Annotated in this window: 24 protein-coding genes; 7 read left to right on the forward strand and 17 right to left on the reverse strand. The window is 66.9% G+C overall.

What is annotated here, in order from left to right; all coding sequences use genetic code 11:
* Positions 1-2: 2 nt before the first annotated feature.
* Positions 3-506, reverse strand: a complete 504-nt coding sequence (locus AC6JAM_RS01400; RefSeq protein ID WP_018771963.1) for a nucleoside deaminase — start codon at positions 504-506, stop codon at positions 3-5.
* A gap of 174 nt (positions 507-680) precedes the next feature.
* On the opposite strand from AC6JAM_RS01400, the gene AC6JAM_RS01405 reads away from it, so the two are divergent.
* On the forward strand, positions 681-1,808 hold the full coding sequence (locus AC6JAM_RS01405; RefSeq protein ID WP_026266186.1) for a ScyD/ScyE family protein: 1,128 nt from the start codon (positions 681-683) through the stop codon (positions 1,806-1,808).
* A 72-nt stretch (positions 1,809-1,880) separates the two neighbouring features.
* Here AC6JAM_RS01405 and rbfA read toward each other — a convergent pair whose 3' ends face one another.
* The 5 genes from rbfA to rimP form a co-directional block, all read right to left on the reverse strand.
* The gene (gene rbfA / locus AC6JAM_RS01410; RefSeq protein WP_018771961.1) at positions 1,881-2,390 is read right to left on the reverse strand and encodes a 30S ribosome-binding factor RbfA; all 510 of its coding nucleotides are present in this window, start codon (positions 2,388-2,390) and stop codon (positions 1,881-1,883) included.
* A 304-nt stretch (positions 2,391-2,694) separates the two neighbouring features.
* Complete coding sequence (gene infB, locus AC6JAM_RS01415; RefSeq protein ID WP_056389874.1) at positions 2,695-5,610, reverse strand: translation initiation factor IF-2; 2,916 nt, start codon at positions 5,608-5,610, stop codon at positions 2,695-2,697.
* Between the two features lie 152 nt (positions 5,611-5,762).
* Complete coding sequence (locus AC6JAM_RS01420) at positions 5,763-6,125, reverse strand: YlxR family protein (RefSeq protein ID WP_166673076.1); 363 nt, start codon at positions 6,123-6,125, stop codon at positions 5,763-5,765.
* A 164-nt stretch (positions 6,126-6,289) separates the two neighbouring features.
* Positions 6,290-7,270 carry a transcription termination factor NusA gene (gene nusA / locus AC6JAM_RS01425; RefSeq protein WP_018771959.1) on the reverse strand — a complete coding sequence of 327 codons (981 nt, stop codon included), beginning with the start codon at positions 7,268-7,270 and terminating at the stop codon, positions 6,290-6,292.
* Positions 7,270-7,881: a ribosome maturation factor RimP gene (gene rimP / locus AC6JAM_RS01430; protein ID WP_056389881.1), complete on the reverse strand. Its 612-nt coding sequence runs from the start codon at positions 7,879-7,881 to the stop codon at positions 7,270-7,272. The genes nusA and rimP overlap by 1 nt, the downstream gene beginning before the upstream one ends.
* A 104-nt stretch (positions 7,882-7,985) precedes the next feature.
* Between rimP and AC6JAM_RS01435 the strand changes: the two genes are divergently transcribed.
* The 3 genes from AC6JAM_RS01435 (at position 7,986) to AC6JAM_RS01445 (ending at position 11,148) form a co-directional block, all read left to right on the forward strand.
* A complete protein-coding gene (locus AC6JAM_RS01435; protein ID WP_497933837.1) occupies positions 7,986-9,173 on the forward strand; it encodes a DUF4439 domain-containing protein in 1,188 nt (395 codons plus the stop codon).
* A gap of 99 nt (positions 9,174-9,272) precedes the next feature.
* The gene (locus AC6JAM_RS01440) at positions 9,273-10,040 is read left to right on the forward strand and encodes a VIT1/CCC1 transporter family protein (protein ID WP_018771956.1); all 768 of its coding nucleotides are present in this window, start codon (positions 9,273-9,275) and stop codon (positions 10,038-10,040) included.
* A 67-nt stretch (positions 10,041-10,107) separates the two neighbouring features.
* The gene (locus AC6JAM_RS01445; protein ID WP_497935864.1) at positions 10,108-11,148 is read left to right on the forward strand and encodes an aminoglycoside phosphotransferase family protein; all 1,041 of its coding nucleotides are present in this window, start codon (positions 10,108-10,110) and stop codon (positions 11,146-11,148) included.
* A gap of 57 nt (positions 11,149-11,205) precedes the next feature.
* Here AC6JAM_RS01445 and AC6JAM_RS01450 read toward each other — a convergent pair whose 3' ends face one another.
* From AC6JAM_RS01450 to AC6JAM_RS01460, 3 genes are read right to left on the reverse strand one after another with little or no spacing between them, the layout of a single operon-like run.
* Complete coding sequence (locus AC6JAM_RS01450) at positions 11,206-12,597, reverse strand: pyridoxal phosphate-dependent decarboxylase family protein (RefSeq protein ID WP_497933839.1); 1,392 nt, start codon at positions 12,595-12,597, stop codon at positions 11,206-11,208.
* 56 nt (positions 12,598-12,653) lie between these two features.
* Positions 12,654-13,448 carry a sulfite exporter TauE/SafE family protein gene (locus AC6JAM_RS01455; protein ID WP_056389888.1) on the reverse strand — a complete coding sequence of 265 codons (795 nt, stop codon included), beginning with the start codon at positions 13,446-13,448 and terminating at the stop codon, positions 12,654-12,656.
* On the reverse strand, positions 13,445-15,256 hold the full coding sequence (locus tag AC6JAM_RS01460; protein WP_497933841.1) for a proline--tRNA ligase: 1,812 nt from the start codon (positions 15,254-15,256) through the stop codon (positions 13,445-13,447). Before AC6JAM_RS01460 ends, AC6JAM_RS01455 begins: the two co-directional genes overlap by 4 nt.
* Positions 15,257-15,655: 399 nt before the next feature.
* Here AC6JAM_RS01460 and AC6JAM_RS01465 point away from each other — a divergent pair, with 399 nt between their 5' ends.
* The 3 genes from AC6JAM_RS01465 (at position 15,656) to AC6JAM_RS01475 (ending at position 17,879) form a co-directional block, all read left to right on the forward strand.
* Positions 15,656-16,489 (forward strand): ABC transporter ATP-binding protein, encoded by an 834-nt coding sequence (locus AC6JAM_RS01465; protein WP_497933843.1) that lies wholly within the window; start codon positions 15,656-15,658, stop codon positions 16,487-16,489.
* A complete protein-coding gene (locus tag AC6JAM_RS01470; RefSeq protein WP_497935865.1) occupies positions 16,489-17,244 on the forward strand; it encodes an ABC transporter permease in 756 nt (251 codons plus the stop codon). Before AC6JAM_RS01465 ends, AC6JAM_RS01470 begins: the two co-directional genes overlap by 1 nt.
* A 92-nt stretch (positions 17,245-17,336) precedes the next feature.
* On the forward strand, positions 17,337-17,879 hold the full coding sequence (locus AC6JAM_RS01475) for a TetR/AcrR family transcriptional regulator (RefSeq protein ID WP_497935867.1): 543 nt from the start codon (positions 17,337-17,339) through the stop codon (positions 17,877-17,879).
* Positions 17,880-17,912: 33 nt separating this feature from the next.
* Here the strand turns inward: AC6JAM_RS01475 and AC6JAM_RS01480 are convergent, their stop codons facing one another.
* The 8 genes from AC6JAM_RS01480 to dxr form a co-directional block, all read right to left on the reverse strand.
* The gene (locus AC6JAM_RS01480) at positions 17,913-18,479 is read right to left on the reverse strand and encodes a hypothetical protein (protein WP_082581695.1); all 567 of its coding nucleotides are present in this window, start codon (positions 18,477-18,479) and stop codon (positions 17,913-17,915) included.
* A gap of 248 nt (positions 18,480-18,727) precedes the next feature.
* Positions 18,728-19,618: a GNAT family N-acetyltransferase gene (locus tag AC6JAM_RS01485; protein ID WP_056389905.1), complete on the reverse strand. Its 891-nt coding sequence runs from the start codon at positions 19,616-19,618 to the stop codon at positions 18,728-18,730.
* Positions 19,581-20,747: a flavodoxin-dependent (E)-4-hydroxy-3-methylbut-2-enyl-diphosphate synthase gene (gene ispG / locus AC6JAM_RS01490; RefSeq protein ID WP_018771945.1), complete on the reverse strand. Its 1,167-nt coding sequence runs from the start codon at positions 20,745-20,747 to the stop codon at positions 19,581-19,583. The genes AC6JAM_RS01485 and ispG overlap by 38 nt, the downstream gene beginning before the upstream one ends.
* 34 nt (positions 20,748-20,781) lie before the next feature.
* Positions 20,782-21,075, reverse strand: coding sequence for a YciI family protein (locus AC6JAM_RS01495; RefSeq protein WP_018771944.1), 294 nt, complete (start codon positions 21,073-21,075; stop codon positions 20,782-20,784).
* Positions 21,076-21,248: 173 nt separating this feature from the next.
* A complete protein-coding gene (locus AC6JAM_RS01500; RefSeq protein ID WP_018771943.1) occupies positions 21,249-21,872 on the reverse strand; it encodes a hypothetical protein in 624 nt (207 codons plus the stop codon).
* A gap of 63 nt (positions 21,873-21,935) precedes the next feature.
* Positions 21,936-22,640, reverse strand: coding sequence for a MarR family transcriptional regulator (locus AC6JAM_RS01505; RefSeq protein ID WP_134164469.1), 705 nt, complete (start codon positions 22,638-22,640; stop codon positions 21,936-21,938).
* 77 nt (positions 22,641-22,717) lie between these two features.
* The gene (locus tag AC6JAM_RS01510; protein ID WP_134164470.1) at positions 22,718-24,049 is read right to left on the reverse strand and encodes a M50 family metallopeptidase; all 1,332 of its coding nucleotides are present in this window, start codon (positions 24,047-24,049) and stop codon (positions 22,718-22,720) included.
* A gap of 17 nt (positions 24,050-24,066) precedes the next feature.
* Positions 24,067-25,251 carry a 1-deoxy-D-xylulose-5-phosphate reductoisomerase gene (gene dxr / locus AC6JAM_RS01515; RefSeq protein WP_268002871.1) on the reverse strand — a complete coding sequence of 395 codons (1,185 nt, stop codon included), beginning with the start codon at positions 25,249-25,251 and terminating at the stop codon, positions 24,067-24,069.
* Positions 25,252-25,272: the final 21 nt, after the last annotated feature.

Below are 25,272 nucleotides of genomic sequence, written 5' to 3' on the forward strand. Positions count from 1 at the left end.
GGCTAGTATTCCTTCCTGCTGTCAAAGGCGCGCCACGCCTGGAAGGGGACGTCCGACGTCGGGATGTCACTCCTGGTGACGGGCATCAGCTCCGGGGCCGCGCCGCTGAAGTAGTCGTAGAAGAGGGCGTCGTCGAAGCCTGCCGCAGCGGCGCCGTGGCGGTCCGCGGCGAAGTAGACGTGGCCGATCCTGGCCCACAAGGCAGACGCCAGGCACATGGGGCACGGCTCGCAGCTTGCGTAAAGGACAGAGCCGGTGAGGTCGAAGTCCGCCGCAGCCGCGGCCGCTGCCCGGATGGCCACCACTTCCGCGTGGGCAGTGGGATCGTTGTCCCGGGTCACCCTGTTGACGCCGGCATGCACGCGCCCGTCGGGTGTTACCACCACAGCTCCGAAGGGGCCGCCGCCTTCACCAACATTTTGTGTGGCCAACTCCACGGCCTGTTCAAGGTACTGGGCAAATGCAGGGTGCCGTAAGCCCCGGTTGCCGTGTTCTGCGGAGGTCATAGCACGATCCTAGCCATGTGCACCCCATAGGGGGACGGAAAGGGGGCCAGGAAGGGGGCAGGCCCCCAGCGCCTACCCGCTGGTAGGAGCCTACGCTGACGCCCGGGGGATATATTTCGCCTCTACGGAGGCGCCACATCCAGCCCGCAAGGGCCTCGCACCCCGGAGAATCCAATGAAGAAAAGACTCACACTTATAGCCTGTGTAGCGGCCTCGGCCGCTGCCATAGCGTCCGCAGGCCCCGCCGCTGCTTCCACCGGTACGGACGGGTACGACGTCCTCGCAGGGGGCCTCGTCTCACCGCTGCACGTCACCGCCGGAACGGGAAGAACGGTCCTGGTGTCGCAGGACTTTGCCGGGAAACTCACCCGGATCAGCCGGGACGGGTCCACCGAAGACCTGGCCACAAAGACTCCCAAGGGCTGGGAAGTGGCCGGGGCAGATACCCGCGGCAGCACAACCTATTTCCTTGAAAGTGTGGGCGCCGGCGAGGGAGACCCGGCCGCACTGGACGGACACCTGAAGTCAATCGATTCCAGGGGCGACGTGGACACCATCGCCAACTTTGCCGACTACGAGCGGCGCCACAACCCCGATGGCGACCAGCGCTATGGTTTCGGCAACGACGTGGGCGCCCAGTGCCTTGCGGGCTGGCCGGCTTTCCCGCCTACCAAGTACAAGGGCCTGGTGGATTCCCATCCGTACGCGCTGGCAGTGAAGGATGACACCGCATATGTGGCTGACGCCGGCATGAATGCTGTCCTCAAGGTCAACCTGAAGAATGGTGACATAGATACGGTCGCTGTCCTGCCTCCACGCCCGGCGGTCATCCCCAAGGGTTTGGTGGTTCCCACCGACATGCAGGGTGGCACTATGACGGTGCCGGACTGCGTGGCTGGTCATAAGTATGCCTTCGAACCGGTACCCACCGACGTGGCGATCGGTTCTGACGGCATGCTGTACGTGACGTCGCTGCCCGGCGGTCCCGAAGGACCGGAACTGGGTGCACGCGGTGCCATCTTCAAGATCAACCCATGGAACGGCGACACGGATCTCTGGGTCGATCACATCATGAGCCCCACGGGCCTCGCCGTGACAGACAACGGTGATGTGTACGTCGCTTCACTGTTTGGCGGTGAGATCATCAAGTTCAACTGCGAAGGCCACCGCTCACAGTTCCTGGCGGTGAACCTGCCGGCGGATGTCGACATCAGCGGGCACACCCTCTACGCCACGATCGACGCACTTGGCGACCCGTCCAAGCCACCTGCAGGCAGGGTCATCAAGGCGGATCTCAGGTAAGCAGGTTCATTAACGCAGCAGGACCCGGAGGTGCCTCCGGGTCCTGCTGCTGTGTTTGCGGAAGTCCGCTGCCTACTTGTTGGCGTCCTCGTCGAGGTCTTCGTCGTCGCTGAGGTCCAGGTCCTCTTCGTCGAAGTCGTCCTCGTCGATGTCAACGTCGGCGACCGCGTCGGACTTGTACGGATCCGCGTCGCCGGCGTGCCGGGCGTTGGCGGCAAGGGCGGCAACCTCGGCATCCCGCTTCTTGGCCTCCCGGAGCAGTTCCTCCAGGTTGGAGGCGTTGACCGGAATCTGGTCGGCCACGAACTCGAGGGTGGGAGTCAGCCGGACGGTGATGTTCCGGCCCACCTCCTGCCGGAGCACACCCTTGGCCTTCTCAAGGCCCTTGGCAGCGTCGGCCTGGACAGCCTGGTCCCCGAAGACGGTGTAGTAGACGGTGGCATGCTGCAGATCATTGGTCACGCGGGCATCGGTAACGGTAATGCCCTCAAGCCGGGGATCCTTGACCTTCCGGCCCAGGGCCTCAGCAACAACAACCTTAATCCGCTGCGCCAATTTGGCAGCACGTGCCGGATCAGCCATGAACAACTCCTAAAAGAAGAAAAATTTGGGACGTACGACGGCGGCGCAAACGTCAGCCAACGCGCCCAGGGTCTGGATGCCACGCACCCAAGCGAGCCGATGACGCACCCGTTGGATTTTTTCCGGCGGCCCGGGAGTGGCTTCTAAGGAAATAGCCGAGGGTCCCGACGCGAGCTTGCGAGTGTTGGGAAGGCCATTTCCGCTGCCGAAGCTGGGCGGCGCGGGATCGAAGATCCCAAGCCGCCCAGCGAAGGGGCGGGGCCGCCGGAAAAATCCAACGGCCCCGGCCACGGACTAACAAGAGTTAGACGCGCGGCTTCTCGCGCATCTCGAAGGTCTCGATGATGTCGCCTTCGGTGATGTCGTTGTACGACCCAAGGCCGATACCACATTCGAAGTCCGTGCGGACCTCGGTGGCGTCGTCCTTGAAGCGCTTGAGCGACTCAACGGTGAGGTTGTCACCGATGATCTTGCCGTCGCGGCTGACGCGTGCCTTGGCGTTGCGTCGGATGATGCCCGAGCGGACGATCGAGCCGGCGATGTTTCCGAACTTGGAGGAGCGGAAGACTTCGCGGACCTCGGCGGTGCCGAGCTGGACTTCTTCGTATTCCGGCTTGAGCATGCCCTTGAGCGCCGCCTCGATGTCATCGATTGCTGCGTAGATGACGGAGTAGAAGCGCATGTCCACGCCTTCGCGGTCTGCCAGTTCGGCAACCCGCTCGGCGGGCTTGACGTTGAAGCCGATGATGACGGCGGAGTCGACCGTTGCCAGGTTGACGTCGTTCTGGGTGATGGCACCCACACCGCGGTGGATGACGCGCAGCTGCACGCCTTCGCCGACGTCGATCTTGAGCAGCGCGTCTTCGAGGGCTTCCACGGCACCGGACACGTCACCCTTGAGGATGAGGTTGAGGGTGTCGATCTTGCCTTCGGCGACGGCCTGGTCGAAGTCTTCCAGGCTGATGCGCTTGCGGCGCTTGGCCAGGGCGGCGTTGCGGTCGGCTGCTTCACGCTTCTCGGCGATCTGGCGGGCAGTGCGCTCGTCAGCAGTCACGAAGAAGGTGTCGCCGGCGCGCGGCACGTTGGACAGACCCAGCACCTGGACGGGGCGGGACGGACCGGCCTCGGTCAGGGCGCTGCCGTCGTCGTCGAACATCGCACGGACGCGGCCGTGGGCCGTGCCTGCCACGATGGTGTCGCCGACGCGCAAGGTACCGGACTGGACCAGGACGGTTGCAACAGCACCGCGGCCCTTATCCAGGTTGGCTTCGATCGCGATGCCGCGGGCGTCCTTGTTCGGGTTGGCGCGCATGTCCAGGGCAGCGTCCGCGGTGAGCAGGACGGCCTCGAGCAGCTCGTCGATGTTGAGGTTCTGGCGGGCAGAGACCTCCACGAACATGGTGTCGCCACCGTATTCCTCGGGAACCAGGCCGTACTCGGTCAGCTGGCCGCGGACCTTCTCCGGGTTGGCGCCTTCCTTGTCGATCTTGTTCACTGCCACGACGATCGGCACGTTGGCCGCCTGGGCGTGGTTGAGGGCTTCAACGGTCTGCGGCATCACGCCGTCGTCCGCTGCGACCACCAGGATGGCGATGTCGGTGACCTTCGCACCACGGGCACGCATGGCGGTGAACGCCTCGTGGCCCGGGGTATCGATGAACGTGATCTTGCGGTCGTTGCCGTCGTGGTTGTGCGTGACCTGGTAGGCACCGATGTGCTGGGTGATGCCACCGTGCTCGCCCGCCATGACGTCGGACTTGCGGATGGCGTCGAGCAGCCGGGTCTTACCGTGGTCGACGTGGCCCATGACGGTGACAACCGGGGGACGTGCTTCCAGTTCCTCGTCGCCTTCGGCTTCGAGTTCGGCATCAAAGTCGATGTCGAAGCTGGAGAGCAGCTCGCGCTCCTCGTCCTCAGGGGAAACGACCTGGAGCTTGTAGCCCAGTTCCTCGCCGAGCAGGGCGAAGGTGTCCTCGTCCAGCGACTGGGTGGCGGTGGCCATTTCACCAAGGTGGAACAGCACCGTCACCAGTGCGGCGGGGTTTGCCTCGATCTTGTCGGCAAAGTCCGTGATGGACGAGCCACGGCGGAGCCGGATGACGGTGTTGCCGTCGCCGCGGGGTACGCTCACGCCACCCAGCGACGGGGCACTCATCTGCTCAAGTTCCTGGCGCTTTGCACGCTTCGACTTGCGCTGCTTGCCACGGCCTGCGCCGCCCTTGCCGAAGGCACCCTGGGTGCCGCCGCGGCCGCGGCCGCCCTTGCCGAAGCCACCGCCGGCGGGAGCACCGCCGCCGGCACCGGGACCACCGGTACCGGGAGCGCCACCAGGGCGTCCGGGACCGCGGCCGCCGCCGCCCGGACGGCCGGCACCTGCGGGTGCGGGACGCTCAGTGCGGTTGGGCATCATGCCGGGGGTAGGACGGGGACCGCCGGGACGGGGAGCGCCCGGACGGGGTCCGCCTGCGCCTGCTGCAGGACGGGGGCCACCGGCACCCGCTGCGGGACGCGGCCCACCCGGACGAGGTCCGCCTGCACCTGCTGCGGGACGGGGACCACCGGGGCGGTCGCCGTCGGTACGGCTGCCACCGGGGCGGGGCATACCCTGCGAAGTGGCGAAGGGGTTGTTGCCCGGACGGGGGGCGCGTTCACCGTCTCCGCCGCGGCCGCGGGGCATGCCCTGCGAGGTGGCGAAGGGGTTGTTGCCCGGACGGGGACCGCCGGGACGCGGGCCGGACCCGCCCGGCGTGGATCCACCCGGACGGGTGGAGGGAGCCGGGGTTTCGGCCTTGGGTGCCGGGCGTGCACCGGGCTTGGCGCCGGTGGAGGGAGCACTCGAGGACGGAGCCGCGGGGGCGGCAGGCGTGGCGGCCGGCGCAGCCGGTGCTTCTGCCTGTGCAGGTGCGGTGGGGGCAGCGGGAGCCGGTGCCTGTGCCTTGGGGGCCGGAGCCTTGGGCGCAGCGGGGCCGGGAGCCGGTGCTGAAGGGCGTGATTCTGCCACGGGGGCAGGTGCCTTGGGTGCAGCGGCGGGCGCTGCGGCCGGGGCCGCTGACTTGGCAGCGGCGTCGGGGAAGGCGTTGCGCAGTTTCCGCACAACGGGGGCCTCAATGGTTGACGAGGCGGAGCGAACGAATTCGCCCAGTTCCTGCAGTTTTGTCACTGCATCTTTGGAAGTTATACCGAGCTCTTTGGCGAGCTCATGTACGCGGACCTTGGCCACATTTCTCCTGTCTCGGTCCGCACCGAGCCAGGCACGAACCGTCTACTTCTTACTGCGGACCCCAGCCGCTGTTGATGCGAAGGGGCCCATTGCAGAGCGCAACAAAGTTGTCATCGTTACGCACTCATCGCTGGGAACTCATCGGGTTTCCATCAGATTTCTGACCCGCTTTCAGGTTGGACGGTTGGTGTTGCAGCCACCGGGGCGGCGTCAACGTTCGGACCTGACATGATCCAGTGTTCGACGGCGGCTGTTCCGGTTGCGCCCGGAAGGGCACGTCCGAATGCTCGCCGCTTGATCGCCAGAGCCAGGCACGATTGGCTGGGGTGCAGCCATGCACCCCGGCCAGACATCCGGCGTCGTTCATCCACCAGGACAGCGGTTGACCCGCTGCCTTCGGCGACGAGCCGGAGCAACTGCGACCGCGGGCCTTTCTTCCGGCACCCGATGCAGGTACGTTCAGGTTGACTTCCGGTGGAAAGCACTTCTGCCACGGTCATCGTCCTGACGTTCATTCTGCTGGCCGAAGGTTTACCGGTTCCGCAGTTACGGAAACGAGCACGCCCAAGGCACACGGCTACCGGCCGTTAGGCGCGGTCCTATCTATTCTAGCCCCTTCGGGCCGTTCTGCCAGAAACCGGGTGGCTGCCGCGTCGCGCCAGCCACCGGTGCCTGGACGTTACTTGTCGCGGGAAACCGCGGCGTCGGAGACGATGTCGATGCGCCAGCCGGTCAGCTTCGCCGCCAGCCGGGCGTTCTGGCCTTCCTTGCCGATGGCCAGCGACAGCTGGTAGTCGGGAACGACAACCCGGGCGGAGCGCGTGGCTTCGTCCGTGATGGTGACGGAATTCACGCGCGACGGCGAGAGTGCGCTGGCGATGAAGGTGGCCGGGTTCTCGCTGAAGTCAACGATGTCGATCTTTTCATCGTTCAACTCGGTCATGACCGCGCGGACGCGTGAGCCCATCTCGCCGATGCAGGCACCCTTGGCGTTGATCCCCGGGGTGTTCGCCTTGACGGCGATCTTGGTGCGGTGGCCGGCTTCGCGGGCCAGGGCAACGATTTCCACGGAGTGGTCGGCGATCTCGGGTACTTCGAGTTCGAAGAGCTTGCGGACCAGGCCCGGGTGGGACCGGGACAGCGTGACGGACGGACCCTTGGTCCCGCGGTGCACGTCGATGACCAACGCGCGGAGGCGGTTGCCGTGGATGTACTTCTCACCGGGAACCTGCTCGGGCGGCGGCAGCAGGGCTTCGATGGAGCCGAGGTTTACCTGGATCATGTGCGGGTTGTTGCCCTGCTGGATGGTACCGGACACCAGTTCGCCTTCGCGGCCCTTGAATTCGCCCAGGACGTTATCGTCCTCGACATCGCGGAGGCGCTGCAGGATGATCTGGCGCGCAGTGCTGGCGGCGATCCGGCCGAACCCTTCCGGGGTGTGCTCGAATTCACCGATGGGGGCGCCGTCGTCGTCAATCTCCACGGCCCAAATTGTGACGTGGCCGCTCTTGCGGTCCAGCTCGGCGCGCGCTTTCTCGAAGGCGCCGGGAGACTTGTGGTAGGCCACCAGGAGCGCCTGCTCGATGGTGGGGATCAGGAGGTCCAGCGGGATTTCACGCTCACGCTCCAAAAGTCTCAGTGCGCTCATGTCAATATCCATCAGGCCTCCTCAGAAGGTCCATTGTGTTCAGGTTCCAGACCGTCCTCGGGGAGGTGGCTGAATTCGATCTCGACTTTTCCGTTGCGGATCCTGTCGAAAGGAAGTTTTACGGGTTCGCCCTGCCGGGGCTTCATGCCCTTCTTGACGGCGACCTCGGGGACCAGGGTGACTCCCCCATCGTCCACGGACTGGATGCGGCCGGTGATGTTGTCGCCCTGGATCACGTTCACCTTGACCATCCGGCCACGGGCCCGGTGCCAGTGGCGGGGTTCCGTCAGGGGGCGCCCCACGCCGGGCGAGGACACTTCGAGGTCGTACGGACGGCCGTCGTCGTTGGGATCGTTGTCCAGTACATCCGAGAGCACTTTGGAGATGTCCGCAATGACGTCAAGGCTGACGCCACCGCTTTCCTCCTGCGGCAGGTCCACCACGACGTGGACCACCCGGTGCGAGCCGGGGATGATGGCCACATCCTCCAGGTACAGGCGGTTGGCCTGTACTGCGGGTTCCAGGAGGGCCCGGAGCCGGGCAGCTTCGGGGTTGTGGGCCGGCGCGGATCCGCTTCCCGTACCGGTGTGGTCTGGTGAAGCCGTGGCTTCTGCATTGCTCACGATGCCGGCCGCCTCCCTATAGATGATGTGGTTTTACTAGCGTAGCTATTTTACCGGCCATTGGTGCACCCGGGTTCCCCTTCAGCGTGACACCATGGTCTGTTGTGAAAGACCGCCCCCAGGACCCCAGCCCCCGCATGCGCCCGCTCCGTTTTGCCGTCTTCGCCCTTGCCGCGCTGGTTGTCCTGAGCCTTGGTTTTGCCCTGGTTCCCGCGGAAAAGCCCGCACCTGCCCAGCCTTCCTTCTCGGAGCGGGCCCGGGCGGCGGCGTTCAGCAAGGCAGTGGACCTGCGTACTGCGGGAATGCAGCTCGCCTCCGCCGGTGCCGCGGATGCCACCGTGCTGGAGCCGGTTGTGACCTTGCTGACCATCCAGGCAAGGGCACTGCTGGGCCCTGCCCCGGAGTCCGCGCCGGCGTCGCCCCCGCCACCTTCCACTTCCGGCCTCCCCAGTGCCGATCATCCCAGCGCAAATCTTCCCAGTGCCGGCCTCCCAACTGCCGCCGAACTTGTCCAGGCCCTGGCTGACAGCGGCGCCTCGCGCGTCAAGGACGCGGAAACGGCCGACGGCGGCATGGCGCGGCTTCTGGCGGGCACCGGCACGGCACAGCTCCTCGCGGCCGGGCGTCTTGCTGCCGCAACGGGGATGCCCGCGCCGCAGGGACACGCAGGAACGCAGGGACAGTCAGGAACAGAGGGTACGGGAGTAACTGAGGGACAGACTTCCGGGGCAGCGAGAACCCCAGCGCCCTGCACCTCGCCTTCGGCGCCGGCCACCGTCCCGGAGACCACCGGGCCCGGCACTGCTGCGGGGATACGCCAGGCACTGGCCGCTGCCATCACCGCGGAGCACCAGGCCACCTACGGCTACCAGGCGGCACTCCCCCGGCTGGCGCCCGCGGAGGAGGGACCGGCGTCGGAATTCCTGGTCCAACATAAGGAACAGGCCGCGGCCGCGGAGGAACGCCTGCTGTCTGCCTGCGGCGCGCCCGTGCCGCAACAGCCCGGGTACGTCCTTGATCCTGGCTTCCTGGCAGCACCGGCCGCCGGTTTGGGCAAGCTTGAGGCGGCCACGCTGGCGGCCTACGGCGACGTCGTGGCGGTATCCCAGGGCCAGGACCGGCAGTGGGCAATGTCGGCGCTGCAGTCTGCCGCCGCACGGGCCATGCGGTGGGGCGCAGACCCCGGACCTGTTCCCGGCCTGGCCCTGGACGCCGAGCAACTGCCCGCCCTCCCTGCCGGTGCCAGGCTTCCTGCCAACGCCGGCCCCACGACGTCGCCAACCGCATCCTGAACCCTTGCGGTCTCAGCGTGCCCGCTTCGTTCTGTCGCGTGCCCGAAGAAAGCCGCCTACAGGGTGGCGATGGGCGGGCATGGGTGGTTTGCTGATGGGATGAACGCGGACCAACCGGCCGACGACCCGGGAGGGACGGCAGCGAGCCCCGGGCTCAACAGCCACCTCGAGACCGAACCACACGGCAACGATATTGCGCACCGGCTGAACTGGCTCAGGGCCGGCGTCCTGGGCGCCAATGACGGCATTGTCTCCGTCGCTGCCATTGTGGTGGGCGTGGCCGGGGCCACCGCCGAGATAGGACCCATCCTCACGGCAGGCGTCGCCGGAGTGGTGGGCGGTGCAGTGTCGATGGCCTTGGGCGAATATGTGTCGGTCAGCAGCCAAAGCGACAGCCAGCGGGCCCTGATCGAGAAGGAACGCCGCGAGCTGGCGGAAGAACCGGAAGCGGAACTGGCCGAGCTGACCGCCATCTACCAGGCCAAGGGTCTCACGCCTGAAACAGCGGCCAAGGTTGCCCGGGAGCTTACCGCCCACGATGTGCTGGCCGCGCACCTGTCCGCCGAGCTCAACATTGATGAGGCGGACATCGTCAGCCCCTGGCATGCGGCTTTCGCTTCCGCCATCGCGTTCACCGTCGGGGCCATCCTGCCCATGCTGGCCATCCTGCTTCCACCGCCGGAGATCCGGGTCCTGCTGACTTTTATTTCGGTCCTGCTGGCTTTGGCCTTGACGGGGGCAGTTGGCGCCTGGATCGGCGGCGGTTCAAAAACACGCGCCGCCGTCCGCGTGGTGGTGGGCGGTGCCTTGGCGCTCGCTGCAACATTCCTGATCGGCAACCTGCTTGGGGCCTCCGGTGTTGTCTGACCCCGCGGTGCCTGACGCTGTGATTCCTGACGCCGTGATTCCCGATCCCATGGTTCCTGACAACGGGATGACCAACCCTGTGGTGAGCGGCTCCGCGGCGGCGGTCCCCATTCCGCCCGGCCTTTCGGCCCGCTACGCCCGCAGCAGCGAGGGAAGGGCATGGCTTGACAGCCTTCCGGTCCTGCTGCGGGACCGCTTGGAGCAGTGGCAACTGGCGGTTGACCTGCCGCCTGCAACCCTGCCGTGGAACGGCCACGGCGGCTTGGTGGTGCCGGTGCGCCGGCACGATGGCTCCCCGGCAGCGCTCAAGATCGCTTTTCCCCACGACGAGGCAACGGTGGAGCGGCATGCCCTTGCGCTTTGGGACGGCCGGGGCGCAGTTGCGCTGCTGGCCTCTGATGCAGGTTCTTGCGCCGTGCTCCTGGAACGCCTCGACGCCGGCAGGACGCTGGCGGACCTGGCGATGGAGGACGCCGCGCAGGTGTGGGGCGGGCTGGTGCGGCAGCTGGGGATTGTCCCTGACCACCGCCCTGAGTGGCGGGAATTCGGTCACATCGCGGCCAGGGCGGAACAGTGGAGTGACGACCTTCCAGCGGACTGGGAGCAGCTGGGCCGGCCGTTTCCCAGGTGGCTGTTGGAGGCAGCCCTGGAGGTGTGCCAGACGCGCGGCGCGGTGGGACGCCGGTCCGCGCACGATCTGCTGGTCCACACTGACCTCCATTTCCTGAACATCCTGGCGCGCCCGGGCACGGACGGGCCGCCGGCACCGGCAGGTTACGCGGCGATCGACCCCCAGCCGATGATCGGCGAGCCGGAGTTCGCGGTGGCGCCGCTGCTGTGGAACCGCCTTGGAGACCTGCCGGCAGTCCAGGCCGGGCCGGCGCTGCTCAGCCGCTGCAACGACTTCAGCACGGCCGCCGGACTTGACCCCGATGTAGCCCGGCAATGGGGTATCGCCAGGGAGGTGGACAATGCCCTTTGGTACGCGTCGCACCGCCATCCTGGCGAGCTGGCCCGGTCCCTCTGGGTTGCCAGCACCCTTGCCGGAAACACCTTGGAAGGCCTCCCGCATCCCCATGCGCTGCCGGAACCCGGCCAGGGCGGCTAAGGGCGCTCCGCACCCCGAGAGGGCCGCACCGTCCGGTGAAGAACGATCGAAAAACCGTCAGGAGTTCCGAACAGCAGCCAGGGCTGAGCGGACAGCATCCACGGCTATGGCCACCTCGTCGTCCGAGGTATGCCAGTTGCTCACCGAAACCCGAAGGATGTCGCGGTCCCGCCACCGTGAGCCGGACATCCACACCCTTCCCTCCTCGATGATGCGGGCTGTGACTGCGCGGGTGGTGTCGTCGTCGCCAAAAGCCAGGCACACCTGGGTGTAGCCGACGTCGTTGAGCACCTCCACGCCGTCCAAAGCCGCCATGCCTTGGGCGATTGCGGTGGCAGCAGAGGCCAGTCCGCCCACCTGGGCTGCCACGCCGTCCCGGCCCAGGCTTTTCAGGGCCGCCCATACCGGCACTCCGCGGGCCCGCCGGGACAGTTCCGGGACCTTCTCGAACGGGTCGCCCGGGCCTTCCGCATCGTGGACGAGATAGCTGGCGTGCAGGCCCATGGCGGCCCGCAGGGCTGACGGGTCCCTGACGATGGCAATGCCGCAGTCGTACGGCACATTCAGGGTTTTGTGGGCATCCGTCCCCCACGAGTCCGCTTCCTCACAGCCGCGCATGAGGTGCCGCAGTTCCGGCGCGGCCGCGGCCCACAGCCCGAAGGCGCCATCAACGTGCACCCAGGCGCCATGTTTGCGGGCAACGGCGATGGCCTCGGTGAAGGGGTCGAAGGCGCCGGAGTGCAGGTTGCCTGCCTGGAGGCACACCAGGGCGGGGCCGGTGCCGGCGGCAAGGGCGGCGTCCAGTGCTGCGGGGACCAGGCGGCCCTGCCCGTCGGCGGGGACCTGCGCTGGCTGTCCCAGGCCCAGGTAGCGCAGGCCAAGGTCCACGGTGTCGTGCCGTTCCCGTCCCACGAAGCAGCGGATCCGGGGTGCGCCGAAGAGTCCGTCCCGGTCCAGGTCCCAGCCCGCATCGGCGAGCAACCGCCAGCGGGCGGCCGCCATCCCGGTGAAATTTGCCATGGTGGCGCCCGTGACGAATCCGACGTCGGCAGTCGAAGGCAGGCCCAGCAACTCCAGGACCCACTGTCCGGCGGCTTCCTCAATCGCCGCGGTGGCCGGGGTTGCATAGCGGAGCCCGGCGTTCTGGTCCCAGGCGCTGACCAGCCAGTCCGACGCCAGGGCCGCGGGCAGTGTCCCGCCGATAACCCAGCCGAAGAACCGGCCCGAGGGCATGGCCATGAGCCCCGGCCCCGCTGCGTTGGCCAGGAAATTGACTACCTCATCGGCGGGCATGCCCGCCGGCGGCAGGGGCCCGCCAAACACTGCGGCGAGCTCGGAGGCGTGCAGGCTGGGTCCCACGGGGCGGTGGGAAAGGCTGTCCAGCCAGGCCTGCGCATGCCCCGCTGCCGCCGCCAGTGCCGGGGTGTACCCGTCATCGCCGTGTGCCATACCTGCATGCTACGCCGGGCCGGTCCACGCCACGAGGAGCAGTTTTTAGGGACCGGTCAGGCGAAGTTTTCCTGCCAGACGTCGTAGCCGAGCTTGATGATCAGGGCCGCAACAACCACCAGGAAGACAATGCGGACAAACTTGCTCCCCTGCTGCACTGCCGTGCGGGCGCCAAGGTAGCCGCCGGCCATGTTGGCTCCGCCGAGCAGCAGGCCGATGCCCCACAGGATGGATCCGTGCGGCAGGAAGAACAGCAGTGCGCCGGCGTTGGTGGCCATGTTCACGATCTTGGCCTTGGCGCTGGCCTCGAGGAACGCGTAACCCATGGCGGACACCAGGGCGATGACCAGGAAGGATCCCGTCCCCGGGCCAATGAGGCCGTCGTAAAAGCCGATCACTGCCCCGATGAGGCAGGCAACGACGTAATGCTTGTGGCCGTCGTGCCGCAGCGCCGTCAGCTCACCGACCCCGGGTTTCAGGGCGGTAAACAGCGCGACGGCGACCAGCGCCACCACGATGATGGGCTTGAATACCCCGGCCGGCAGGGTGGCGGCAAGGCTCGCCCCGCCGAAACTGCCCGCCAGGGCTATCACTGCCATGGGGATGGCGGTCCGGAGGTCCGGGCCCACTCGCCGGTAGTAGGTGGCGGCGCTGGTGGCGGTTCCGAAGATGGAGCCCATCTTGTTGGTGGCCAGCGCCTGGACGGGTGCGATCCCGGGCACCAGGAGCAGCGCGGGAAGCTGGATAAGCCCCCCGCCGCCCACCACCGCGTCAACCCACCCGGCTGCGAATCCAGCCACCACGATCAGGATGATGGTGGCGGGCTGGATCGATTCGAAGCCGGAAATCACTGGTTTCGAACGGCGTTAACCACGTAGTCCACGGCCTTGTCCACCTCGATGTTCTCGGCTTCCCCGCTGCGGCGGTCCTTGATTTCCACCACGCCGTCCACCAGGCCGCGGCCCACGGCCAGGATGGTGGGCACACCAACCAGCTCAGCGTCGCCAAACTTCACGCCCGGCGAAACCTTGGGGCGGTCGTCGTAGATGACGGACAGGCCGGCGTCCTCAAGCTCTGCCGAAAGCTTTTCGGCAGCCTGGAAGATCTCCTCGCCACGACCCACTGCCACCACATGCACGTCGGCCGGGGCTACGGTGCGGGGCCAGACGAGTCCGCGGTCATCGTGGTTGGCCTCGGCCAGCGCAGCAACGGCGCGGGTCACGCCAACGCCGTAGGAGCCCATGGTGACCACCACCTGCTTGCCGTTCTGGTCCAGCACCTTGAGGTCCAGGGCTTCGGCGTACTTGCGGCCGAGCTGGAAGATGTGGCCCATCTCAATGCCGCGGGCGGTCTCCAGGGGGCCCGAGCCATCGGGTGAGGGGTCGCCCGCGCGTACTTCGGTGCACTCAATGACGCCGTCCCAGCCGAAGTCGCGTCCGGCCACCAGGCCGAAGACGTGCTTGCCCGCCTCGTTGGCGCCGGTAATCCACGTTGTTCCGTTGACCACGCGCGGGTCCACCAGGTACAGCAGCTTGGTGGCACTGTCGGATCCGAGGAGCGGCTGGTCCAGCGAAAGCCCCGGGCCCAGGTAGCCCTTGACGATCAGCGGCTGCTTCTTGAGGTCGTCCTCGCCGGCCTGCTCGAGTCCGATCTCGCCCGCGATCGGCAGGAAGGCGCCAATGTTCGCCTCCACGCGCTTGAGGTCCACGGCGCGGTCGCCGGGGACGCCGATGACCACCAGCTGCCGCTTACCGGTGGGCAGCGTGACGGCGAGGACCACGTTCTTGAGCGTGTCCGCCGCAGTCCAGGCGCCGCCGTCGGCCTCTTCGCGCGGGGCAATCTGGTTCGCCGCGGCGACCAGCGTCTCGATGGTGGGGGTGTCCGGGGTGTCCAGGACCTCTGCGGCCGGGGCGTTGCTGAAGTCGATATCGTCGGGGACCACGGTGGTGACGGCTTCGACGTTGGCTGCATAACCGCCGGCCGAGCGGACGAAGGTATCCTCGCCGATCTCGGTGGGGAACAGGAATTCCTCGCTCTTGGACCCGCCCATGGCACCGGCGGTGGCTGCCACCGGAACCACCTCGAGGCCCAGGCGCTCGAAGATCTTCAAGTAGGCGCCCCGGTGGGCTGCGTAGCTGGCGTCCAGGCCGGCGTCGTCGACGTCGAAGGAGTAGGAGTCCTTCATGATGAACTCACGGCCGCGGAGGAGCCCTGCCCGCGGGCGTGCCTCGTCACGGTACTTGTTCTGGATCTGGTACAGGCTCAACGGGAGGTCCTTGTACGACGAGTACAGGTCCTTGACCAGGAGCGTGAACATCTCCTCATGGGTGGGGGCCAACAGGTAGTCCGCACCCTTGCGGTCCTGGAGCCGGAACAGGCCTTCACCGTATTCGGTCCAGCGGTTGGTGGCCTCGTACGGCTCGCGGGGCAGCAGGGCCGGGAAATGGACTTCCTGGGCGCCGATGGCAGCCATTTCCTCACGGATGATTTCCTCGACCTTGCGCAGCACGCTCAGCCCCAGCGGAAGCCAGGTGTAGATACCGGGGGCCGCGCGGCGGATGTAGCCGGCGCGGACCAGGAGTTTGTGGCTGGCAACCTCGGCATCGACGGGGTCTTCGCGCAGCGTGCGCAGGAAAAGCTGGGACAGTCGTATGACCACGGGTGGTATCCGTTTCTGGGGAAGTGCTGGGTCAGCAGGGCCGGACAATTCGTCTGGGTACTAATCTACCGGCACTCAACAAGCGGCACGGACTGCTGACCCCGGACACAGTAGGGCCACGCCCGGCAATACAAAGCCCCTGGCCCCCCAATGAGGCTGGTCATCGCATCCGGGCGTGGCCCAACGCCGTTATCGCCTAAGTACTGGTGAGGACTGGTGAGACCGCCCACCCCACTTCCAGCGCAGCTAGGTTGAACCTATGTGATCGCGCACACGTTTGACAAGTGTTTTTACTTTATGAACCTGTTGACGGCTGTCAGGGCCAGGCCTAGCTTTAATTCATCAGGTGATGAATTAGCCGTTGTGCGGCGCCACCTGCGGACGCGCCCGGAGGCAACAATGTCCCATGCAGCATCCACTACGTTGGACCACGGTGGCGCGGCCGGTGCGGTCGTGGCCGCGTCGCTCTCTGTCAAACTGCGGCGGCAAGCCGTGCTCCACAGTGTGGACTTCACCATCCCGGCGGGACGGATCACCGGCCTGCTGGGGCCCTCCGGGAGCGGCAAGACCACCCTGATGCGGACCATCGTGGGAGCCCAGCGCATTGCCGCCGGAACCCTCGAGGTGCTGGGGCTACCCGCCGGAAGCCCGTCCCTGCGGCGGCAGGTGGGCTACGTTACCCAGTCACCCAGCATCTACCCCGACCTCACGGTCGAAGCGAACGTGCGCTATTTCGGCGCCATGCACCGGAAAGGCAAAGCCGACGTGGCTGAGGCGATTGACGCCGTCGGACTTGGTGCCCAGGCCCGCCGCAAGACGGCCGACCTGTCCGGCGGCCAGGTCAACCGGGTATCCCTGGCCTGCGCCCTGGTGGCGAAGCCACGGCTGCTGGTACTGGATGAGCCCACGGTGGGCCTGGATCCCGTGCTGCGCGCGGACCTTTGGGACCGTTTCCGGGCCATGGCGGAGTCAGGAACAACACTCCTCATATCCAGCCACGTCATGGAGGAGGCAAGCCGCTGCGAAACGCTGCTGCTGTTGCGCGAGGGGCGGCTTTTGGCCCAGCTCACGCCGGAAGAGCTGGGCAGGCAGGGGCACAGCGCCAACCTGGAGCAGGCCTTCCTGGCCATCATCAGGGAGCAGGAAAATTACGACGCCGGGATCCCGCCGAAGCGCCATGCCGGCAGGAGCGGCGAAGGGGCAAGGATGCAACAGGGCAGGAGCGTGCGGTGATGGACGTCCGGATGATGCTCGCGACGGCACGCAGGGTGCTCAGCCAGCTCCGCCATGACCACCGCAGCATCGCCATGATCCTGGTGGTCCCGGCACTCCTGCTCACGGCGGTGTACTTCCTCTACGAAAATGAGTCAGTCCCGCCAGGCGCGCCACGCACGTTCGACCGCGTTGGCCTGATGATGCTGGCCATTTTTCCGTTCGTGGTGATGTTCCTGGTCACCTCGATCACCATGCTTCGGGAGCGCACCTCCGGAACCCTGGAGCGGCTGCTGACGACGCCCGTCCACAAGGCCGACCTGCTGTTCGGCTACGGTGTGGCCTTTTCCCTGATGGCCGCCCTGCAGTCCATGGTGGCCACGGCTGTGGCGTACTGGATTTTCGGGCTCGACATCGCGGGGGCCCCGGGTTACGTGGTGCTGATCGCTGTGATCAACGCCGTCCTGGGGGTGGCCCTTGGCCTGTTCTGTTCGGCGTTCGCCAGGACCGAGTTCCAGGCGGTCCAGTTCATGCCGGTGGTGGTGGTGCCGCAGATCCTGTTGTGTGGGCTGTTCGTGGCGCGGGACCGGATGAATGATGTGCTGGAAGCGATCTCCAATGTGCTGCCCCTGACTTTTTCCGTGGATGCCCTCCAGGAGGTGGCGTCCCACGCGGACGCGACCGGGCGGCTGTGGCAGGACGCGGGCACCATGGCGGCCATCTCCTTTGGTGTCCTGGTCCTCGCCGCCTTCACGCTGCGGCGGCGGACTCCGTGAAGCTGTCCCGTCCTGCAACCGGTCCGGAGGGCCCTGATGCGTTTCCGGTCCGCAGGGGCCGGCGGGGCGGCGCCACGGAGTCCCGGGAGCACATCCTCGACGCCGCCCGGAAGCTCTTCGCCGAGCACGGCTTCGAGGGAACCAGCCTGCGGCAGGTGGCCCGCGCCGCAGGGGTGGATCCGGGAATGGTCCACCACTACTTCAAGGGCAAGGATGAACTCTTTGCCCTCAGCGTGGAGCTGCCGGCCGAGCCGGAACAGGTGCTGGCGGGCATGGCGGACTCGGACCCCGCCCAGCGGGCGGAACTGATCGTCCGCACGGTGCTCCGCCTGTGGGAGAGCCCCGCGCAGGCCGGCCTGCTGGCCTTCCTTCGCGGGACGATCGGGTCCAAGGCCAAAACGGCACTCCTGCGGGAAACGGTGACCCGCAGGGTGATCACCAGGATCATGGCAGCTGTTCCCGGGACGCCTGAAGAGGTGGCGCTGCGCGGAAGCCTGGTGGCCACCCAGGTGGTGGGCCTGATGATGGTGCGCTACGTGGTCCGGCTGGAGCCGCTCGCGTCCGCAGCCCCCGAGGACGTGGTGCGGCTGGTCGCGCCTGCTGTCCAGCGGTACCTCACCGGGCCCCTGTCCTGAGGAGGTCGACGGACGTGTCCCGGAAGCCGGGTTCTACTTGACCAGGGCGGCAGCCGAGTCCAGGAGCGCACCTGCCCGACGGACCGCGTCTGCCTCGGTCTCGCCGCCGGACGCCACCGAGGCGATCAGTACGCCGCGGTGGACCACCTGCGCCCTGACCATGGACTGCGTGCGGCCATCAGGCAACGCACTGTCCGTGCGGTAGGCGACCGCGCCCGGCAGCCCGGTGACACCCGTTACCGGAGTAATGGTGACGGCAACGTCCATGCCTGACACCGTCATGGTCATGGAGGAGCACTTCGCCAGCTGCTCGGACGGGTCCGTAACCTGGGCCAGGACGCCTTTATCCAGGCCGGCCACCAGCGACAGGGCCGTGACCGCGCCGGTGGCGGTGTCAGTACTCATGCCTATCGCCATGGTTGCATCCTCCACGGACGGCACCGTGCCCGCCGCAGCGAGTTCCTTGCACTCCGCCGGCTGGACGTCGACGGAGGAGATCATGGCCTTGGTTTGCTCGATCGCCGCAGCGATGTCGGCCTTCGGCAGGACGGAAAGCCTGCGGTCGGCAGCATCCCGGACCTGCCCCACGATGGCAGCCAACTGGTCACTTGTGTAACCCGTGGCTGTTGGCGTTGGTGTCGGGGTGGGCGTCGGCGTCGGGGTTGGCGACGCGGTCGGTGTTTGAGGGGCTGCAACCGTGGCCGGTGAAGAGTCCGCTGACTGCGGGGCGGCCGGACCGCCACATGCCGAAACCGCTATGGCCAGAAGGGCCGATGCCCCGAAAGTTCCCAGCACGGACGTCTTCAATTTTTCCCCCAATATTCAAATGAACGCGGACCGCTGCCCGGCTAGAAAAGAACTGTAGCGAACGTCCCCACCTGGCGGAACCCCACACGTTCGTAGGTGGACCGCGCCCGGGTGTTGAAGCCGTTCACGTAGAGGCTGGTCACGGGGGCGATCTGCCGGGCCTTTTCCACCACTGCCGACATGTAGCCCGCGCTCAGCCCCCGGCCGCGGAAGATCGGATTCATCCAGACGCCCTGGACCTGGGTGACGTCGTCGGTGACTGCCCCGAGCTCGGCTTTGAACACCACCTCACGGGCGTTGTTGAGGTGGACCAGGGAATGTCCCTGCCTGATGAGGCCCTCCACGCGGCGGCTGTAGAATTCCCTGCCGCCGAGGTAGGGCGAGTACCCCACCTCTTCCTCGAACATGGCGGCGCAGGCGGGAAGGATGCGGTCGAAGTCGGCGAGGTTCCCTTGGTCCAGGCCGCGGTTGGGCTGGACAAGGGGCGGTCCGTCGATGATCATCAGCGGCTGGTCAGCCCTGACCTCGTGTGCACGGTGGCCCAGCACAGCGAGCTCGGCGTTGAGTGCCAGCACTGCGGGGGCCGGCCCAAAGGCAGACGCATACCGGCGGCCGGAACTGTTTGCGGCGTCCGCTACAAGGGGCGCCAGGGCGGGATCAAGCTGGACCGGAACCAGGTTGGCTCCGGCCCAGCAGGCACCCGTCAGGATGCCGTCGTCGAAAACCCCGATCACACCGGCGCCCCCGCTGGTGGGCGCCGCAGTCCCCGTGGCCCGCAGGTGGGCCAGGATGAACACGTTGGCCACAGGGTCCTGCTGGGCCAGCAGTTTCAGCGCGGGAGTGTCCTGGCCATCAAGCGTGCGGACAGAAAGCCCCGCAGGGTCTGGAGTCTCCCTACGAGACGCTAACCACGGGGCTACCCTTGACAGCATCTTCGCCATCGGCCTCCCCCATCTCTTCCGCGATACGCATAGCCTCTTCGATCAGTGTCTCAACAATTGCGCTCTCGGGAACAGTCTTGATGACCTCGCCCTTAACGAAGATCTGGCCCTTGCCGTTGCCCGAAGCCACGCCAAGGTCAGCCTCGCGCGCTTCGCCGGGGCCGTTCACGACGCAGCCCATGACCGCCACGCGGAGGGGAATTTCCATCCCTTCGAGCCCGGCGGTGACCTGTTCAGCCAGAGTGTACACGTCAACCTGGGCACGGCCGCAGGAAGGACAGGACACGATTTCCAGCTTGCGGGGCCGCAGGTTCAGCGATTGGAGGATCTGGTTGCCCACCTTGATTTCCTCCACCGGGGGCGCGGAGAGGGACACGCGGATGGTGTCACCGATCCCCCGGGAAAGGAGCGCGCCGAAGGCCGTGGCGGACTTGATGGTGCCCTGGAACGCCGGCCCGGCCTCCGTGACGCCAAGGTGCAGGGGCCAGTCACCCTTTTCGGCGAGCATTTCGTAGGCTGCCACCATGATCACGGGGTCGTTGTGCTTCACGGAAATCTTGAAGTCGTGGAAGCCGTGCTCCTCGAAAAGGGAGGCTTCCCAGACGGCTGATTCAACCAGCGCTTCGGGGGTGGCCTTGCCGTACTTCTTGAGGATGCCCGGCTCCAGGGACCCGGCATTGACGCCGATGCGGATGGAGGTGCCGTGGTCCTTGGCGGCGGCGGCAATCTCCTTGACCTGGTCATCGAACTTGCGGATGTTTCCAGGATTCACGCGCACGGCTGCGCAGCCTGCTTCGATGGCCGCAAAGACGTACTTGGGCTGGAAGTGGATGTCCGCGATGACCGGGATCTGGGACTTCCGGGCGATGATGGGCAGCGCCTCGGCATCGTCGGCGGACGGGCAGGCGACGCGGACAATGTCGCAGCCGGACGCCGTGAGTTCGGCGATCTGCTGCAGCGTGGCGTTGATGTCCGTGGTGGGCGTGGTGGTCATCGACTGCACGCTGATGGGGAAATCAGATCCCACGCCTACCGAGCCGACTTTGATCTGGCGCGTCTTGCGGCGGGGGGCAAGGACGGGCGGTGGTGCTGACGGCATTCCCAGGCTGACCGAGGTCACGTGGACTCCTTGAGTTGAAAGGGTGAAAAGGCGGCTACGCGGCGATCCCGGCCAGCATGCCGGTTACCGGAGACCATTCGGTGATGCGGGTTCCGGCGACCACTCCGGCCGCGGCGAAAGGATCCTGCTTGAGGATCGAGTTGAGGGCGCCTTCATCGGTTGCCTTGAAGATCAGCAGGGCGCCCGCGCCGTCACCGTAGGGTCCGCTGGCCACGATGACGCCGTCCTGCGCCAGGCCGCCGGTCCATTCCCGGTGTGCGGGCCGGACTTCGTTGCGGGTGTCGGTGGAGTTGGCGGCATAAACGTACTCAACGGCAAAAACTGTCATACCGCTACCCTATCGCCATGGCCGGCTTGGTACCGTACCGTTCCCCCTGGAGCAAAGTGCCCCGCACCGGAGCAGGCCCGCCGGAGCAGGAGTTTCACTGCCATGGCAGGAGTTTCACTGCCAGTGCAGGAGTTTCACTGCCAGGCGGGAGTCTCACTGCCGGTGCGGGAGTTTCACTGCAGGAAGAGGACCTTCACCGCGGCCGCGGTCCCGGCCGCCCAGAGCATGGAGGTGAGGGTCCCGATGATGAAGCGCTCGGCGGCCACCGGCGTCTCCTTCAGTTCGGCGAACCTGCCCAGGCCCTTGATGGCGACAATGTAGGCGATGGCCACGGGTTGGCCGGTGAGGATGGCGAGGCACACCCCCAGCCGCTCCAGCACGCCGATGATGGCGCCGCCGCGCAGGATGCGTTGGCTGGGCGGCGCGGGTCCGGCAGCCGGCCCGCCCGACGCCGGCCCGGTGGCAGGGGCGGTCAGCTCACCGTCCACTGCCTGGCCGGCCGGCCTGCCGGCAGCATCAACCGGCCCATCAGGGGCCGTGACCGCGTCCGGAGCAGTGACCGCGTCCGGGTCCGGGGATGTGGCCCTGCCCGGTTCCCCGCGGCTGGCGATGGGGGAAGGATCGTCCACGGTGACGTCGGCAGAGGGGTCCTGTTCCGTCCTGCGGGCTTCCTCCGCGGCCTTGGCAGCATCGGCTTTGTCGTCGATGGTCCGGGCCAGCTTGAACACCAGCGCAGTGACCGGCCAGCCGGCAAAGCCAGCCACCACCAGCGCCACTGCCACCCAAAGTGCGGTCACCTGTCTCCTTCATTGGGGTTGTCTTCGATCCGGCCGTCCGGCTCCTTCAGATGCTGGACACTCCTATGCCTGGCCGTCGTTGAGTGCCTGGGTAATCTGCGAGTCGGCGTAACCAAGAAGCATGGAGGCTGCCGGCCTGGCTGCCCATTCTTCCTGCCAGCCGGACCGAAGCACGGTTCGGCTCACCGATTGCTCCGAGATTCCAAGTTCACGGGCCACCTGCTTCTGGCTTCCATGCCGGCCCGGGCCCTGGCCACCAGCACCCAGGCGGCGCAGGGCATCCACCACCCGCCACTGGGCTTCCGTGCGGTCCTGGACAAGCCGGCCGAGCAACCGGAGCACTGCTTCCGCGTTGGCACACGCCTGGACCCCCTCCTCCGCAGGAACGCCCCTGCCGGCCTCCCCCGCCATGATGCCGGGCACCACCGACAACGGCACCTGGGAACCGGCGCTTTTGGCGTGTTCAACCGCCCTGCGGGCGGCAACAAAAGCAGTCCCGGTCCCTTCCCGCGGACTGGCATCCGGCGGCAGCGAAACGCTGCCGACGCCGATGCCCACGTACCAGCGCCCTTCGCGGAGCGCGTGCAGTGCTATCTCCACCACGGCGGAAGCCTCCCGCACCACCCCCTGCACCTCGTCCCCGACGGAACGTTCGAACACCGGGTGCGCCGGCCCCGGGAGTTCGAGGCGGGCAACCTGTGCAAGGAAGGACGGAACCCGGTCCTGGTCGCCGGTGCTTCCGCGTTGGTCAATGGTCATGACGAACATTCATCAACCATAGGCGGTTGATCCCGTATGATCAATCGCATTTGGCTGATTTTTCGGAGTCAGCCGAAACTGAATGACTATCCGAAGAGATTGACGGGCTTGACGATGTCTGCGTAGATCAGCAGCGCGCTCATCCCCATCAGCAGCGCTGCAACCACGTACGTGACGGGAAGCAGCTTGGCGATGTCGAACGCTCCGGGATCCGGCCGTCCGCGGAGCTTTGCCACCCGGCGCCGAATGCCCTCATACAGGGCCCCGGCAACATGGCCGCCGTCGAGCGGCAGGAGCGGAATCAGGTTGAACACGGCAAGCGCAAAGTTCAGTCCGGCCAGCAGGCCAACAAGCGTAGCCACCCGGGACTGCAGCGGTACGGCCTCCATGGCCGCCACCTCGCCCGCCACCCTGCCGACGCCCACCACGCTGATGGGGCCGTTGGGGTCGCGGGGCTCTTCGCTGAAGGCTGCCTTCGCCACTCCCACCACACGGGCCGGCAGATTGAAGACAACGCCGGCCACCTGGCGGATGTTCTCCCCCGCCATGGGCAGGACGGACGACGCCGGCTGGGCCACCAACGCCGTTTGCGCACCGATGCCGAGGAATCCGACGTCCTGGTACTGGAGGTTGCCGGCAGCATCGGTGGCCTGCCGTCCGTCGCTTCCCATCACGGGCCGCGCCGACAGGACGGGGGTCACTGTGGTGGACACGGGATTGCCGTCCCGCTGCACGGTGATGGCTACTTCCCTGCCGGCAGAGGCGCGGATCCACTCCGTCAACTGCTCCCAGCTGGTGACGGGTTTGCCGTCGAAGGAAGTAATCGTGTCGTTTGGCTTCAACCCGGCCGCCGCGGCGGGCGTCAGCCGGCAGTCCGCAGAGTCGGGATCGACGGTTTGGCCCGCGGCCACCTGGCATTTGGAGACGTCCGAAATGGTCGTGGTGGCGGTGGCAATGCCGAAGCCCATCAGCAGCACGGCGGTGAGCAGCACGCCAAGGATCATGTTCATGGCCGGGCCGCCCAGCATCACAATCACTTTTTTCCAGACCGGCAGGCGGTAGAAGACCCGGTGTTCGTCGCCCGGCCCCACTTCCTCGTGGGCCATGGAGCGGGCCTCGGTGGCAAGTGTCTGGAACATGCCCGTGCTGGAGGGGCGGACCGAGCCGTCGTCCTTGTTCGGCGGGTACATGCCGATCATGGAGACGTAGCCGCCCAGCGGAACGGCCTTCACGCCGTACTCGGTTTCGCCCCTCCGGCGGGACCACAGCGTTGGCCCGAAGCCGATCATGTACTTGGTCACGCGGACTTTGAAGAGCTTGGCCGGCACCAGGTGCCCCACCTCGTGGAGCGCGATGGACACGGCAATACCCAAGGCGACGAAGACGACGCCGAGGATGAAAAGTAGGACAGGGGTCATGGAGGTGGTGCTGCTTCCTAGAGACTTCTGACTGCTAAACGTTCGTGGGCCCGGGCACGTGCCCAGCTTTCAGCATCCAGCACTGAATCCACCGTCAGCCCGGAGGAACCTGAGTGTTCGCTGAGCACACTGTCCACGGTATCGACGATGTCGGTAAACCGGATCCGGCCGTCGTGGAACGCCGTCACTGCCTCTTCATTGGCCGCATTGAACACGGCAGGGAAGGTGCTTCCCTGCCGGGCGGCGTCCTTGGCAAGGCCGACGGCGGGGAAGGCCTCGGCGTCCAGCGGCTCGAAGGTCCACGTAGCGGCCTGGGTCCAGTCGCACGGGCTGGCGGCCTTGGGCACGCGCGCAGGCCAGCCAAGCCCCAGGGCGATGGGCAGCCGCATGTCAGGCGGCGAGGCCTGGGCGATGGTGGAGCCGTCGACGAACTGGACCATTGAGTGGACGATGGACTGGGGGTGGACTACCACGTCGATCCGGTCCAACGGGATATCGAACAACAGGTGGGCCTCGATGACCTCCAGGCCCTTGTTGACCAGCGTGGCGGAGTTGGTGGTGACCATCATGCCCATGTCCCAGGTGGGGTGGGCCAGTGCCTGCTGCGGGGTGACGTCGTGGAGCTCGTCCCGGCTCCTGCCCCGGAACGGTCCGCCGGAGGCGGTGAGGATGAGCTTGTCCACTTCGCCGGCGGTGCCTGAACGCAGGCATTGGGCAATCGCGGAATGTTCGGAGTCCACCGGCACGATCTGGCCGTCCGTTGCCGCGGCCTTGACCAGGCTGCCGCCCACGATCAGCGACTCCTTGTTGGCAAGGGCCAGGGTGGCTCCGGACTTAAGGGCCGCCAGGGTGGGTGCCAGGCCGATGGAACCGGTGATTCCGTTGAGCACCACGTCAGCCTCGACGGCGGCGATCCGGGCGGAGGCGTCGGGGCCGGCCACGATCTCCGGGCGGTATTCCGGACGGCCTGCCGCTGCGGCGGCGTCGCGGATCAGGCCTTCCAGCCGTCCGGGGTCTCCGGAGGCGATCCCCACGGCCGCGGCCCCGGTGTGGACAGCCTGCCGGGCCAGGAGTTCCAGGTTGCCGCCCCCGGCACTGAGTGCCACCACCTCGAACAGGTGCGGGGCGCCGTCGACGACGTCAATCGCCTGGGTGCCGATGGAACCGGTGGATCCTAGGAGGACGACTCTGCGTGGCTGCATTGCTTAAGTATCCCGCACCCT

This window comes from Arthrobacter sp. GmRoot5-12, from assembly GCF_059739365.1.

Coding starts and splice junctions, on each gene's coding strand:
- AC6JAM_RS01400 (WP_018771963.1), bottom strand. CDS start 506: ATGACCTCCGCAGAACACGGCAACCGGGGCTTACGGCACCCTGCATTT.
- AC6JAM_RS01405 (WP_026266186.1), top strand. CDS start 681: ATGAAGAAAAGACTCACACTTATAGCCTGTGTAGCGGCCTCGGCCGCT.
- rbfA (WP_018771961.1), bottom strand. CDS start 2,390: ATGGCTGATCCGGCACGTGCTGCCAAATTGGCGCAGCGGATTAAGGTT.
- AC6JAM_RS01420 (WP_166673076.1), bottom strand. CDS start 6,125: ATGAACGTCAGGACGATGACCGTGGCAGAAGTGCTTTCCACCGGAAGT.
- nusA (WP_018771959.1), bottom strand. CDS start 7,270: ATGGATATTGACATGAGCGCACTGAGACTTTTGGAGCGTGAGCGTGAA.
- AC6JAM_RS01440 (WP_018771956.1), top strand. CDS start 9,273: ATGAACGCGGACCAACCGGCCGACGACCCGGGAGGGACGGCAGCGAGC.
- AC6JAM_RS01445 (WP_497935864.1), top strand. CDS start 10,108: ATGACCAACCCTGTGGTGAGCGGCTCCGCGGCGGCGGTCCCCATTCCG.
- AC6JAM_RS01450 (WP_497933839.1), bottom strand. CDS start 12,597: ATGGCACACGGCGATGACGGGTACACCCCGGCACTGGCGGCGGCAGCG.
- AC6JAM_RS01465 (WP_497933843.1), top strand. CDS start 15,656: ATGTCCCATGCAGCATCCACTACGTTGGACCACGGTGGCGCGGCCGGT.
- AC6JAM_RS01470 (WP_497935865.1), top strand. CDS start 16,489: ATGGACGTCCGGATGATGCTCGCGACGGCACGCAGGGTGCTCAGCCAG.
- AC6JAM_RS01485 (WP_056389905.1), bottom strand. CDS start 19,618: ATGCTGTCAAGGGTAGCCCCGTGGTTAGCGTCTCGTAGGGAGACTCCA.
- AC6JAM_RS01495 (WP_018771944.1), bottom strand. CDS start 21,075: ATGACAGTTTTTGCCGTTGAGTACGTTTATGCCGCCAACTCCACCGAC.
- AC6JAM_RS01505 (WP_134164469.1), bottom strand. CDS start 22,640: ATGTTCGTCATGACCATTGACCAACGCGGAAGCACCGGCGACCAGGAC.
- AC6JAM_RS01510 (WP_134164470.1), bottom strand. CDS start 24,049: ATGACCCCTGTCCTACTTTTCATCCTCGGCGTCGTCTTCGTCGCCTTG.
- dxr (WP_268002871.1), bottom strand. CDS start 25,251: ATGCAGCCACGCAGAGTCGTCCTCCTAGGATCCACCGGTTCCATCGGC.